Source organism: Skermanella mucosa, assembly GCF_016765655.2.
Lineage (GTDB): Bacteria > Pseudomonadota > Alphaproteobacteria > Azospirillales > Azospirillaceae > Skermanella > Skermanella mucosa.
Window position 1 is genome coordinate 6,212,225 of the sequence record NZ_CP086106.1, and the last position, 12,446, is coordinate 6,224,670.

Consider the following 12,446-nt stretch of genomic DNA (forward strand, 5'->3'; position numbering starts at 1 on the left):
ACTGGATTTCCGGAACCTCATGACCGTCTTCTTCACCAGCGACAGCCACTTCAACGACCACCGCGTCATCTTCATGTACGGCCGGCCCTTCGACTCCACCGGTCCCATGGACGAGGCCATGGTCGCGCGCTGGAACGAGACGGTCGGCCCGGACGACACGGTCTGGCACCTGGGCGATTTCGCGGTCCGGCTGACGGAGCGCCGGGTCGACGACCTGCTGATGCGACTGAACGGCCGCAAGCACCTGATCACCGGCAACAACGACGGTCCGGCGGTGCTCAAGTCCGCCGGCTGGGAGACCGTCTCGGCCTATGCCGAGATCACCGTCGACGGCACCCACCTCGTGCTGTGCCACTACGCCTTCCGCACCTGGAACGGCATGCACCGGAAGTCGATCAACCTGCACGGCCACAGCCACGGCCGCTTGGCGCCCATGCTGCGCCAGTTCGACGTCGGCGTCGATGTCTGGAACCTGGCCCCGGTCACCCTGCCGCAGCTCCTCGCCAGCCGTCCGGCCCGGCGCGCCCCCGCGAAGAAAGGCGCGGTCCAGCTTCCGCTTCCCTGACCCTTGGCGGCGGGAGCGCCGGACATGTTGCCGAAGCTGGCAGAAATGATTATTTTGATCAAAAGGACCTGCAAGGGATTTCCATGATCACCGCAAGCGCTTCGCTCTTCAAGAAGGATTTCGGCAATTACCAGCGCATGGTCCGCCGTGAGCCGATCGAGGTGGTGAACCATGGAGAGCCAACCGGCTACTTCGTGTCGCCAGAGGATTTTGCCGAGTACCAGCGCCTTCGCGCGGCGGCGTCGCGTCGCCATCTGCGGCCCGTGGACCTGTCGGACGACCAGCGGAAGGCTCTGCGGGAGTCCCGCGTTCCGCCGGAGTTCGCCGCTCCGGAAGACCTGATGGGCGATTGATCCCCGAATGCCGCTTCCGCGCCCGCATCCCGGCTTGGTCATCTGCTACGAGTTTCTTTGGAGCCACGAACACGAGGCCGGGATGACGCAAGGTGAGAAGCGCCGTCCGTGCGTCATCATCCTTGCCGTACAGGACCGCCTGGGAGATACGATCGTGACCGTGGCTCCCGTTACTCACGTAAAACCTCGCGATCCAAGGCACGGGGTGGAGATCCCGCGTCGTCTGAAGGATTACCTTGGGCTTGATCAGGCAAAGTCCTGGGTGATTGCCACGGACCTGAATGAGTTCATCTGGCCCGGCGATTACGTCTTTCCGATTCCTGGGGGCCGTCTGGACCAGTACGACTACGGCACCGTCCCTCAATCCATGTTGACGATGATCAATCGGTGTATCGATCAACTCGGGGAAAGCGATCTGCATCGCGTTCCCCGCGATGCAGATCGTTAAGGGGCATCCCCTACAGGATGAACTTCGACAGGTCGGCGTTCTTCGCCAGGTTGGAAACCTGGGTGCGGACATAGCCGGCGTCGATCGTGATGGTCTGGCCGCCGCGGTCGCTGGCGTTGAAGCTGATCTCCTCCAGCAGCCGCTCCATCACGGTGTGCAGCCGGCGGGCGCCGATGTTCTCCACCGAGGTGTTGATCTCCGCGGCGAGGCTCGCCAGCTCGTCGATCGCGTCGTCGGCGAATTCCAGATCGACCTCTTCCGTCTTCAGCAGCGCCTTGTACTGCTTGATCAGGCTGGCTTCCGGCTCGGTCAGGATGCGGCGGAAGTCCTCGCGCGTCAGCGCCTTCAGCTCGACCCGGATCGGCAGGCGGCCCTGCAGTTCGGGCAGCAGGTCCGACGGCTTGGAGACGTGGAACGCGCCCGACGCGATGAACAGGATGTGGTCGGTCTTGACGGTGCCGTGCTTGGTCGCGACCGACGTGCCCTCGATCAGCGGCAACAGGTCGCGCTGGACGCCCTCGCGGCTGACGTCGGCACCGCCGCGGCCCTCGGTCCGGGCGGAGATCTTGTCGATCTCGTCCAGGAAGACGATGCCGTTCTGCTCGACCGACTGGATCGCTTCGCCGACGACCGTCTCCTGATCCAGCAGCTTGTCGGACTCCTCGGCCATCAGCACTTCGTAGCTCTCGGCCACCGACAGGCGGCGGGTCTTGGTACGGCCGCCGAATGCCTTGCCGAAAATGTCGTTCAGGTTGAGCATGCCCATCTGCGCGCCCGGCATCCCGGGCACGTCGAAGGTCGGCATCCCCGGCACGCCGGTGTCGGCCACCTGGATCTCGATCTCGCGCTCGTTCAGCGATCCCTCGCGCAGCATCTTGCGGAACTTCTGGCGCGTCTCCGGAGCCGCGTTGGTGCCGACGAGGGCGTCCAGCACGCGGTCCTCGGCGCGCAGCTCGGCCTTGGAGGCCACTTCCTTCCGCAGCTTGTCCTTGGTCATCGTGATGGCGATCTCGACCAGGTCGCGGACGATCTGCTCGACGTCGCGGCCGACATAGCCCACCTCGGTGAACTTGGTGGCCTCCACCTTCAGGAACGGGGCCTGGGCCAGCTTGGCCAGCCGGCGCGCGATCTCGGTCTTGCCGACGCCGGTCGGGCCGATCATCAGGATGTTCTTGGGCAGGACCTCCTCCCGCAGGCCTTCCGGCAGCTGGAGCCGGCGCCAGCGGTTGCGCAGCGCGATCGCGACCGCGCGCTTGGCGTCATGCTGGCCGACGATGTAGCGGTCCAGTTCCGAGACGATCTCGCGGGGGCTGAAGGAGGTCATTGGCTTTTCTTCGTCAGGAGCGCCGCCGGCGCCGTTCGCTGGCAGGATAGGACTCTCGGGCCGTGATTCAAACTCCTCCGCCATCACATCTTTTCCACGATCACGTTATGGTTGGTATAGACGCAGATGTCGGCGGCGATCCGCATCGCCTTGCGGGCGATCGTCTCGGCATCCAGTCCCTCGATGTCGGCCAGCGCGCGGGCGGCCGCCAGGGCGAAGCTGCCGCCGGAGCCGATGCCGATCAGGCCGTCCTCGGGCTCCAGCACGTCGCCGTTGCCGGTCAGCACCAGGCTGACGTTGCGGTCGGCCACGGCCATCATTGCCTCCAGCCGGCGCAGGTAGCGGTCGGTCCGCCAGTCCTTGGCCATTTCGACGCAGGCGCGGGTGAGCTGGCCGGGATGCTGCTCCAGCTTGGATTCCAGGCGCTCGAACAGGGTGAAGGCGTCGGCCGTGGCGCCGGCAAAACCGGCCATCACGTCGCCGCCGGCCAGCCGGCGCACCTTGCGCGCGTTGGACTTCATCACGGTCTGGCCCATGGACACCTGGCCGTCACCGGCGATCACCACCTCGCCTCCCTTGCGGACGCACAGGATCGTGGTGCCGTGCCATTGGATCGGATCGTTGGAACTCATCGGGGTCGGGGCCTATCGCAGAAAAATACCGTCAAATGTCCTACCGCCATGTGGGGCGAGCCGCCAATCCCTTCAATCCCCGATCTCCGGCCCCCCGATCTCCGGCCCGCCCACCTGAAGCCTCAGCCGGTCGAGCGCGTCGCCGATCGGGATGAAGAAGTTCAGTCCGGCCGAGGCCTGGCTGCCCGGCACGGTGCGCATCGACACGGTCAGGCCCGCCAGGTTGCCCTGGGCGTCGACCAGCGGCCCGCCGCTGTTGCCGCCCTGGACGCTGGCGTCGGCCTGGATCTCCTCGAGCCCGGTCAGGCGGTCGCGCCGCAGAGCGCTGACGATGCCGCGGGTGACGGTGCCGCGCATCCGCTCCGCCAGGGGCGCTCCCACCACGTAGATGTCCTCGCTGACGGTCAGCGGGCGGGTGCGGACGGGCAGGGCGGGCAGGCCGCGCCCCTCGATCCGGACCAGGGCCACGTCGCGCGGCTTGTGCCGGCGCTCGACCTTGCCCACGACGGCGGTGCCGTCGGCCAGCACGACCCGCACCCGTTCGGCCTCGCCGACCACGTGGTGGTTGGTCAGCAGCAGCCCGTCCCGGCTGACCAGCACGCCGGAGCCGTGGCCCGTCCCGCCCGAGACCAGCACGGTGGCCCCGGTCACCGCCTCCGCATGGTCCTGGATCGGCGTGGTGAAGGGCGGCAGCGCCGGCAGCCGGACCGCCTGGAGGCGTGCCGCGCCATCGGTCGCCATGCCCGCGGCGGGACCGGCCCTGCCGATCCCGCCGCCGGTCTCCAGCGCGGGCATCGTCGATCTTGCGTCCGGCGCCGCGAAGCCGGCCGCGGCGAAGCCGGGATCGGCCGCCAGGTTCGCGACCGCGCCGGCGAAGGCCTGCTCCATCGCCAGGGCCTTGCCGTCCTCGGTCGCCGCACCGCCGGCATGATATCCCCAGGTCGAAGTCCGCAGCACCATGCGCCGTTCCAGGCGGGAATAGACGGTCCAATCCACCTTGATCGAGGCCTCGACCTCCTCCCCGACGATGTCGGACTGGACCAGCCACCAGCCCATCTTGCGGCAGACATTCATCTTGACATCGGTGATCTGGGCGGAGACCACCAGTTCGGCCCGTTCCTCGTCCTCCGCAACCTCGAACAGGCGGTTCGGATTGCCCGCCACGTCATAGCCGGCGGTGCTCATCTCCTCATGGAACAGGTCGGCAACTTCCGCCCGGTCCATCATCGCGCGCCCGCTGGTCCAGGTGATCGGGTCGAACGGCCCGATGCATGTGAAGCCAATGACATAGCCGCCTATGACATCGCCGCGCCGCAGCTTGGCCTGCAGTTCGCCGAAGCGGACCGGCACGCGGCGGCTCTCCGGCGGCGGGGTCGGGGGCTCCGCGATCCCGGCCTTGCGGACATTGACCCCGCAGCCCGAGAGGGCGGATGCCAACAACCCAATCCCCAGAGTTATCCACAAGCGACTCGGCACCATGGGTTACTTCCGCCACGACCATGAGGGGTCCAACCCTTATCCTACGCCCGTGTGCGGTGTGAACGGGTCAATCTGCCGCGCCGTCCGCCAAAACCGTCGCGGCGCCCCCGGGCAGCGGTCCGGAAGGGCGTACGAAGTAGACGGACCGGGGGTTCATCCCCCGCTGGCATCGCCCATCCATCCCTGCTAAAACCCCGCCATGGACGCACAGCCCGACAGATCCGCGCGCCAGGCCAGCCTGCGACGCGCCACCAACGAAACCCGGATCGAGGTTTCGCTGAACCTTGACGGGACCGGCCTGTACAAGATTTCCACAGGCGTCGGTTTCCTCGACCACATGCTCGAACAGCTCTCGCGCCACAGCCTGATCGACCTGACGGTCCGGGCGGAAGGCGACCTCCATATCGACTTCCACCACACGACCGAGGATAGCGGGATCGCCATCGGCACCGCCTTCGCGCAGGCGCTGGGCGACCGCAAGGGCATCAGCCGCTACGGCGAGGCGACCGTCCCGATGGACGAGACGCTGACCCGCGTGGCGCTGGACCTGTCCAACCGGCCGTACCTGATCTGGAAGGTCCATTTCACCCGCGACAAGCTGGGGGACATGGACACCGAGCTGTTCAAGGAGTGGTTCCAGGCCTTCGCCCAGGCCGCCGGCGTGACGCTCCACGTCGAGACCCTGTACGGCGAGAACAATCACCATATCGTGGAAAGCTGCTTCAAGGCGCTGGCCCGCGCGTTGCGCGCCGCGGTCGAGATCGACCCGCGCAAGGCCGACGCCGTGCCGTCCACCAAGGGAACGCTCGGCGGCACGCTCTGACGGGGCGCCGGGCGCAAGGCTCAGGGAATTTTTGACCATATGACCGTAGCAATCGTCGATTACGGCTCCGGCAATCTCAGGTCCGCCGCCAAGGCTTTCGAGCGCGCGGCGCAGGAGGCCGGCGTCGGCGCCGCCATCGCCGTCACCGACGATGCCGAGGCGGTGCGCCGGGCCGACCGCATCGTGCTGCCCGGCGTCGGCGCCTTCGCCGACTGCATGGCCGGCATCCGGTCGGTGCCGGGCCTGGTCGAGGCGATGGAGGAGGCCGTGCTGACCCGCGGCACGCCCTTCCTGGGCATCTGCGTCGGCATGCAGCTGATGGCGGAGCGCGGGGTCGAGCACGGGGTCTGGGACGGGCTGGGCTGGATCCGGGGCGAGGTCGTCGCCCTCTCTCCCGCCGACCCGTCGCTGAAGATCCCCCACATGGGCTGGAACGACCTGCATGTCGGGCGGCCGGACCACCCGGTGCTGGCCGGCCTGCATGACGGCGACCATGCCTATTTCGTCCATTCCTACCGCTTCGCCTGCGCCGACCCCGCGACCGAGCTGGCGAGCGTCGACTATGGCGGGCCGGTCGCGGCGGTGATCGGCCGCGACAACCTGGTCGGGACCCAGTTCCACCCGGAGAAGAGCCAGGCCGCCGGGCTCCGGTTGATCGCCAATTTCCTGCGCTGGCGGCCCTGAGCCATGGAAGAGATGGCCACCGCCGCGACCGTCGAGCGCGTCTCGAAGTTCCGCACCGCGGATCTCCACGACCTGTGCGACGCCGCCGACCTCGCGATCCGCGACGGCGGCGGCTTCGGCTGGGTCGATCCGCCGCCCCGCGACGTGATGGAGCGATACTGGAAGGGCGTCCTGATCGTGCCGGAGCGGCACCTGTTCATCGCCCGCCTGGACGGCGTCGTGGCGGGCTCGGCCCAGCTCGTCGCGCCGCCCCGCAACAACGAGGCGCAGGCCCATTCCGCCCAGCTGACCACCTCCTTCGTGGCGCCCTGGGCGCGGGGCCACGGCCTCGCCCGCATGCTGGTCCGCGCGGTCGAGATGGCGGCCCGCGAGGCCGGCTACCGGGTGCTGAACCTGGACGTGAGGGAGACCCAGCGGGCGGCGATCGCGCTGTACGAGACGCTGGGCTTCAGGCGCTGGGGCACCCACCCGCTCTATGCCAACGTCCGCGGCCAGAGCCTCGCCGGCCATTTCTTCTACAAGGACCTGACCTCCACCGACCTGCCGTCCCCCCAGCCCCTTACCGAAGCGCCGACATGATTCTGTACCCAGCGATCGACCTCAAGGATGGTGCCTGCGTCCGCCTCGTCAGGGGCGAAATGGATCAGGCCACCGTCTTCAACACCGACCCCGGAGCCCAGGCGAAGTCCTTCGCCGACCAGGGGTTCCAGTGGCTCCACCTGGTCGATCTCAACGGCGCCTTCGAGGGCCGTCCGGTCAACGCGGCCGCGGTCGAGGGCGTGCTGTCCGCGGTCTCCATGCCGGTCCAGCTCGGCGGCGGCATCCGCGACCTGAAGACGATCGAGGACTGGCTGGAGCGCGGCATCACCCGGGTGATCCTGGGCACCGTCGCCGTGCGCGACCCCGAACTGGTGCGCGAAGCCTGCCGGCGCTTCCCGTCCCGCGTCGCGGTCGGCATCGACGCGCGCGACGGCTTCGTCGCGGTCGAGGGCTGGGCCAAGACCTCCACCGTCAAGGCGCTCGACCTGGCGCTCCGCTTCGAGGATGCCGGCGTCGCCGCGATCATCTACACCGACATCAACCGCGACGGCGCCATGGGCGGCGTCAATGTCGAGGCCACCGCCGACCTCGCCTTCGCCCTGACCACGCCGGTGATCGCCTCGGGCGGCGTCTCCAGCATGGCCGACCTGGAAGCGCTCAAGGAGGTCGAGCATACCGGCATCGAGGGCGTCATCTGCGGCCGGGCGCTCTATGACGGCCGGATCGACCCGGCCGAGGCGCTGGCCTTGCTGTTGTCCCCCCTGAAGAGCGATCGCGACGATGCCGGGGAAGAGGCCTGAATGCTCAAGATGCGCCTGATCCCCTGCCTGGACGTCAAGGACGGCCGGGTGGTCAAGGGGGTGAACTTCGTGGACCTGATCGACGCGGGCGACCCGGTCGAGCAGGCCCGGCTCTATGACCGCGAGGGGGCGGACGAGCTGACCTTCCTCGACATCACCGCCAGCGTCGAGGCCCGCGACACCCTGTACGACGTGGTCAGCCGCACGGCGGAGCAGGTCTTCATGCCGCTGACCGTCGGCGGCGGGGTTCGCGTGGTGGAGGACATCCGCAAGCTGCTGCTGGCCGGGGCCGACAAGGTCTCGATCAACACGGCCGCCGTCTCCCGGCCCGACTTCGTCCGCGAGGCGGCGGAGAAGTTCGGTTCCCAGTGCGTCGTGGTGGCGGTCGACGCCAAGTCGGTCGGGCCCGGCAAGTGGGAGGTCTTCACCCACGGCGGGCGGAACCGCACCGGCCTCGACGTGGTCGACTGGGCGCGCCGCATGGCGGAGTACGGGGCCGGCGAGATCCTGCTGACCTCCATGGACCGCGACGGCACCAAGTCCGGCTTCGACATCGAGCTGACCCGCGCGGTCGCCGATGCCGTACGCGTCCCCGTGATCGCCTCGGGCGGCGTCGGTACGCTCGACCACCTGGTGGCCGGCATCCGCGACGGCCACGCGACGGCGGTGCTGGCGGCCTCGATCTTCCATTTCGGCATCTTCTCCATCGGGGAGGCCAAGGCGCACATGGCGAAGGCCGGCATCGACATCCGCGACACCTCCAAGTCCGGGCAGGCCGCGGCATGAGCGGGCAGGGCATCGGCGCCGCCGTGCTGGACCGGCTGTACGAGACGGTTCGGTCCCGCCGCGGACAGGACCCGGAGACCTCCTACACCGCCAAGCTCTATTCCCGCGGCACGCCCAAGATCGCCCAGAAGCTGGGCGAGGAGGCGGTCGAGGCGGTGATCGAGGCGATCCGCGGCGACAAGCAGAAGCTGGCCGAGGAATCCGCCGACCTGCTCTACCATCTGATGGTGCTGTGGGCCGATACGGGCGTGAAGCCGGAGACCGTCTACGGCATCCTGGCCGACCGCGAAGGCATCAGCGGCATCGCCGAGAAGAAATCACGCAAGCAAGGCAGCGGGGGCAAATGATGGCCTACGATCCCAACAACGTGTTCGCCAGGATCCTGCGCGGCGAGATCCCGTCCAGGAAGGTCCACGAGGACGAGCACACCCTGGCCTTCCACGACATCAATCCGCTGACGCCGAGCCACATCCTGGTGATCCCCAAGGGGCCGTACGTCTCGTTCGACGACTTCTCGGAGAAGGCTTCGGACGCCGAGATCGCCGCCTTCGTCCGGGCGGTCGGCAAGGTGGCGCGCGACCAGGGGCTCGCCGGCGACGGCTACCGTATCCTCGCCAACATCGGCGAGAACGCCAACCAGGAAGTGCCCCACCTGCACGTCCACATCTTCGGCGGCAAGCGGCTCGGCCGCATGCTGCCGAAGGAGTAGGTCGACCTTCGCGAAGCGAACGCCGACGGCACGCGCCGACGTTCCGGAACGGTGTCAGAAAACCGCCCGGATGGCGTCCAGGGCTTCCCGTGAAGCCGCCGCCAGCACGCGGCCGTCGAGGCGCATGACGTCGTAATCGGCACCGTCCAGGAACGACGCGGCGCCACCGACCTCGCGGCTGATCAGAACGCCCGCGGCGTGGTCCCACGGCTTCGATCCCTGGGACAGCGCGAACTGCCGGCGGCCCAGCGCCAGGTCGATGTAGTCCAGCGCCGAGCAGCGATGGTTGCGGATCTCCCCGACGATCCCGGCGGCGGCCAGGGCCGGGTCCGGCTCCAGCCAGTCCCCGGCGTTCCAGTAGGCGGAGCCGACCGCCCGGGAGAGCGGCGTCGTCCGGTCGGCTTCCAGGCGCCGGCCGCCCGACCAGGCGCCGCCGCCCAGCACCGCCGCGACCGTGACGTCGTTGATCGGGTCGTGCAGCCAGCCGCCCCGGATCTCGCCGCGGGCCACAAAGGCCAGGATCGTCCCGAACACCGGGATCCCCTCGGAGAAATTGAGCGTCCCGTCGACCGGATCGATCACCCAGACCGGCTTGTCCCCGAGCAGCGCGTCCAGGGCGGACGGGTCCCGGGAGACCAGCTCCTCCCCGATCACCAGCGTGTCGGGATAGGCTTCGCTCAGCAGGCCGGCCAGCATTTCCTCGGCTTCCGTGTCGGCGATCGTGACCGGGTCGCCCGGCCCCTTCTCGACGACGTCGCCGGCACGCAGGTTGCGGAACCGGGGCAGGATCTTCTCTTCCGCCGTCCGGCGGATCAGGCCGCTGACGCGGTCCAGGTCGATCATGATGGAAGCTTTCGGCTGGGAACGGGATCGGGCTTGGGGATCAGGGCTGCTCGACGATCACGGTGAAGGGGTCCGGGCAGCGGGCCGCCGGCCGCATCGCCGCCGCCGGCGTCAGGGCGGCGGCCTCACCGGCGGAACAGGCCAGCGCGAAGGCCGAGTCGCCGATCCCGGGCGGAGTATCCCAGGCTCCGGGCGGCGGAAGCAACCGCTGTTCGACGCCGACCTGGGGCGCGCGGTCCGGGCGCGGGCGCCCGTCGTCGCGGCCCGGGGGCGCCGTGAAGCTTCGCAACTCCGGCTTGGATGCCGCCTGGGCGGTCCAGCCGGGGAGGGACGCGATGACCAGGGTCGCCAAGGCGGCCGCGATGCGGATTGCGGGGATCATCACGGTCACGCGGACTTCGCGCGCCGCGCCTCGCGGTTCATGAGGTCGCGAAGAGTCGCGATCAGCGCGTGGCCCTTGGGCGTCAGGGAGATGATCTTGCGCCGACGCTCGCGCGGGTCCTCCTCCGCCTGGACGAGGTCGAGCCCCGGCTTGCCGAAGCTGTGCCATTTGCTCAGCGCCGCGACGTTGCGCGACGCCGAGGACTGGGCGATGCCGAGGCGTTCCGCCAGCTCCCGCATGGAGATGCCCTCGTTCTCCGCCAGGGTCAGGAACGACAGGGCATACTGGATCGGCAGGTCGGGATCGAGCTTGCGGAACTCCTCCAGCACCCGCGTCAGCGAGGTGATCTCGTCATGTCGGACGGCTCCCGCCATTCAGGACTCCCCGCGATGTTCCGGCCTTTCCGGGCGACCATCGCGCCGGTGTGTAGATCGCGTGCCAGCGGCCGAGCCAGAGCAGAAGCTCGCCGCGCTCGCGCCGGACCTCGATCCAGGTGCCGGGCCAGGCGCCGGGCCGGGTCCAGCGGGCATATTCCACATAGAGCTTAGGTCCGCGCTTCAGCGTCAGGTAGATCGGCATCTCGACACCCGGGAGATCTCAAGGATTCGAAGAGGACTGCGTCGGTCGCGGCGACCATGCCGGCCGGCTTGTTCATCGAGGCGGTAGCCTGACGGTAAAATCCGCTTTGGCGGGTGCTTCGGTGAATGGCGAGCATGGATCGTCTCCTCGGGTATCGGTGCGTCGGATGGACGCTTGCATCTATCGCCGAACTCCGGGATAGATGCAAGCGCTTAAATCTTCCGACCTCGGATGCGTTCGAGCGTCAAAACGGGATCTTCGGCCATCAAGCCGATGTCCTTCTTCACATGGTCGGGCAGGTGATGAAGCGTCGCCGCCGTCCCCGCCTCGCGCCACAGGCGCAGCAGGGCGCGCAGAATGCCAAGCATGGCCGTATCCTCCGGTAGATCAGTGCAGAGGTGCAATACATCCGCTATCGGATGTATTTTGTCAACGGTCATGACGATCGGGCACCGGCCATACGGGGCCACCGGCGGGAAGCGGCTTCCCGCCGGCAGGACCGATGCTATTTCACGAGCCCCAGGTCGGTCAGGGTGCCCTCGATCTGGGTGCGCTCCGTCTTCAGGAACTCGGCGAACTTCTCCGAGGGAAGGTAAAGGTCGATCCAGCCGCGCTGCTTGGCCAGGTCCTTCCATTCGGCGCTGGACGTCACCTTGGTCATCAGCGCGTCATACTCCTTCAGCTCCGCAGGCTTCAGGTTGCCGGGAGCGAAGATGCCGCGCCAATTGACGAATTCCAGGTCGATGCCCTGTTCCTTCAGGGTCGGCGTGTCGACTCCGGGCAGCCGCTCGGGCGACGAGACGGCCAGCGCCCGCAGCTTGCCGGCCTGGATCTGCGGCGCGAACTCGTTGTAGCCGCTGACCGCCGTGGTGATATGCCCGCCCAGCACCGCGGCCAGCACCTCGCCGCCGCCGGCCGTCGCGACATAGTTCACCTTGGACGGCTCGACGCCGGCTTCCTTGGCGATCAGCCCGGCCAGGATCTGGTCGCTGCCGCCGGCCGACCCGCCGCCCCAGGACACCGATCCGGGTTCGGCCTTCAGCTTGGCGAGCAGGTCGTCGAGCGACTTCAGCGGGCTGTCCACCGGAACCACCACCGCGGAATATTCGCCGGTCAGCCGGGCCAGCGGGGTCACCTGGTCGAGCGTCACCGCCGATTTGTTGGTAATGATCGCCCCCAGCATGATCTGGCCGCCGACCAGCAGGGTCGGCGTCCGCTTCCTGCCGGTGACGAACTGCGCCAAGCCGATGGTGCCGCCCGCGCCGGGGACGTTCACGACCTGGACGTTCGGGACCAGCTTCTGGTTCTGAAGCACCTGCTGGACCGTGCGGGCATGCTGGTCCCAGCCGCCGCCCGGGGCGGCGGGGGCGATGATCTCCAGGCTCTTGATCTCGGCCCGGGCCGGGGCGGCCGCGAGGGTCGCGCCGATCACCAGGGCCGCGGCGGCCAGGGCCGGCCTGAACAGGGCGAATTGCCGGTGTGACATCAGGAATGCTCCT

19 protein-coding genes are annotated in these 12,446 nt (G+C 68.4%); 10 read left to right on the plus strand and 9 right to left on the minus strand.

Going from position 1 to position 12,446, the window contains the following annotated elements; all coding sequences use genetic code 11:
- Positions 1-19: 19 nt before the first annotated feature.
- From JL100_RS28830 to JL100_RS28840, 3 genes are all read left to right on the plus strand, one after another.
- Positions 20-565, plus strand: a complete 546-nt coding sequence (locus JL100_RS28830) for a metallophosphoesterase family protein (protein WP_202680810.1) — start codon at positions 20-22, stop codon at positions 563-565.
- An 83-nt stretch (positions 566-648) separates the two neighbouring features.
- Positions 649-918, plus strand: coding sequence for a type II toxin-antitoxin system Phd/YefM family antitoxin (locus tag JL100_RS28835; protein ID WP_202680811.1), 270 nt, complete (start codon positions 649-651; stop codon positions 916-918).
- 7 nt (positions 919-925) lie between these two features.
- A complete protein-coding gene (locus tag JL100_RS28840; RefSeq protein WP_202680812.1) occupies positions 926-1,366 on the plus strand; it encodes a growth inhibitor PemK in 441 nt (146 codons plus the stop codon).
- A 10-nt stretch (positions 1,367-1,376) separates the two neighbouring features.
- On the opposite strand, the gene hslU is transcribed toward JL100_RS28840, so the two are convergent.
- The 3 genes from hslU to JL100_RS28855 form a co-directional block, all read right to left on the minus strand.
- On the minus strand, positions 1,377-2,690 hold the full coding sequence (hslU, locus tag JL100_RS28845) for an ATP-dependent protease ATPase subunit HslU (protein ID WP_202680813.1): 1,314 nt from the start codon (positions 2,688-2,690) through the stop codon (positions 1,377-1,379).
- An 83-nt stretch (positions 2,691-2,773) separates the two neighbouring features.
- A complete protein-coding gene (gene hslV / locus JL100_RS28850; protein ID WP_202680814.1) occupies positions 2,774-3,322 on the minus strand; it encodes an ATP-dependent protease subunit HslV in 549 nt (182 codons plus the stop codon).
- A 72-nt stretch (positions 3,323-3,394) separates the two neighbouring features.
- Positions 3,395-4,759: a S1C family serine protease gene (locus JL100_RS28855; RefSeq protein WP_202680815.1), complete on the minus strand. Its 1,365-nt coding sequence runs from the start codon at positions 4,757-4,759 to the stop codon at positions 3,395-3,397.
- A gap of 241 nt (positions 4,760-5,000) precedes the next feature.
- On the opposite strand from JL100_RS28855, the gene hisB reads away from it, so the two are divergent.
- The 7 genes from hisB to JL100_RS28890 are packed head-to-tail and all read left to right on the plus strand — an operon-like array spanning position 5,001 to position 9,143.
- Positions 5,001-5,624, plus strand: a complete 624-nt coding sequence (hisB, locus tag JL100_RS28860; RefSeq protein ID WP_202680816.1) for an imidazoleglycerol-phosphate dehydratase HisB — start codon at positions 5,001-5,003, stop codon at positions 5,622-5,624.
- Between the two features lie 39 nt (positions 5,625-5,663).
- Complete coding sequence (hisH, locus tag JL100_RS28865; protein ID WP_202680817.1) at positions 5,664-6,308, plus strand: imidazole glycerol phosphate synthase subunit HisH; 645 nt, start codon at positions 5,664-5,666, stop codon at positions 6,306-6,308.
- A gap of 3 nt (positions 6,309-6,311) precedes the next feature.
- Complete coding sequence (locus JL100_RS28870) at positions 6,312-6,887, plus strand: GNAT family N-acetyltransferase (protein ID WP_202680818.1); 576 nt, start codon at positions 6,312-6,314, stop codon at positions 6,885-6,887.
- Positions 6,884-7,648, plus strand: a complete 765-nt coding sequence (gene hisA, locus JL100_RS28875; RefSeq protein WP_202680819.1) for a 1-(5-phosphoribosyl)-5-[(5-phosphoribosylamino)methylideneamino]imidazole-4-carboxamide isomerase — start codon at positions 6,884-6,886, stop codon at positions 7,646-7,648. The genes JL100_RS28870 and hisA overlap by 4 nt, the downstream gene beginning before the upstream one ends.
- Positions 7,649-8,434 (plus strand): imidazole glycerol phosphate synthase subunit HisF, encoded by a 786-nt coding sequence (gene hisF / locus JL100_RS28880; protein ID WP_202680820.1) that lies wholly within the window; start codon positions 7,649-7,651, stop codon positions 8,432-8,434.
- Positions 8,431-8,781 carry a phosphoribosyl-ATP diphosphatase gene (locus JL100_RS28885; protein WP_202680821.1) on the plus strand — a complete coding sequence of 117 codons (351 nt, stop codon included), beginning with the start codon at positions 8,431-8,433 and terminating at the stop codon, positions 8,779-8,781. Before hisF ends, JL100_RS28885 begins: the two co-directional genes overlap by 4 nt.
- Positions 8,781-9,143, plus strand: coding sequence for a histidine triad nucleotide-binding protein (locus JL100_RS28890; RefSeq protein ID WP_202681143.1), 363 nt, complete (start codon positions 8,781-8,783; stop codon positions 9,141-9,143). Before JL100_RS28885 ends, JL100_RS28890 begins: the two co-directional genes overlap by 1 nt.
- 54 nt (positions 9,144-9,197) lie before the next feature.
- Here the strand turns inward: JL100_RS28890 and JL100_RS28895 are convergent, their stop codons facing one another.
- From JL100_RS28895 to JL100_RS28920, 6 genes are all read right to left on the minus strand, one after another.
- Positions 9,198-9,986, minus strand: a complete 789-nt coding sequence (locus JL100_RS28895) for an inositol monophosphatase family protein (protein WP_202680822.1) — start codon at positions 9,984-9,986, stop codon at positions 9,198-9,200.
- Positions 9,987-10,026: 40 nt separating this feature from the next.
- On the minus strand, positions 10,027-10,377 hold the full coding sequence (locus tag JL100_RS28900) for a hypothetical protein (RefSeq protein ID WP_202680823.1): 351 nt from the start codon (positions 10,375-10,377) through the stop codon (positions 10,027-10,029).
- Positions 10,374-10,742, minus strand: a complete 369-nt coding sequence (locus JL100_RS28905; protein WP_202680824.1) for a MarR family winged helix-turn-helix transcriptional regulator — start codon at positions 10,740-10,742, stop codon at positions 10,374-10,376. The genes JL100_RS28900 and JL100_RS28905 overlap by 4 nt, the downstream gene beginning before the upstream one ends.
- Positions 10,720-10,947, minus strand: a complete 228-nt coding sequence (locus JL100_RS28910) for a hypothetical protein (RefSeq protein ID WP_202680825.1) — start codon at positions 10,945-10,947, stop codon at positions 10,720-10,722. Before JL100_RS28910 ends, JL100_RS28905 begins: the two co-directional genes overlap by 23 nt.
- A 212-nt stretch (positions 10,948-11,159) precedes the next feature.
- Entirely contained in the window at positions 11,160-11,315 is a 156-nt protein-coding gene (locus tag JL100_RS28915; RefSeq protein WP_202680826.1) for a hypothetical protein, read from the minus strand.
- 137 nt (positions 11,316-11,452) lie between these two features.
- A complete protein-coding gene (locus JL100_RS28920) occupies positions 11,453-12,433 on the minus strand; it encodes a tripartite tricarboxylate transporter substrate binding protein (protein WP_202680827.1) in 981 nt (326 codons plus the stop codon).
- Positions 12,434-12,446: the final 13 nt, after the last annotated feature.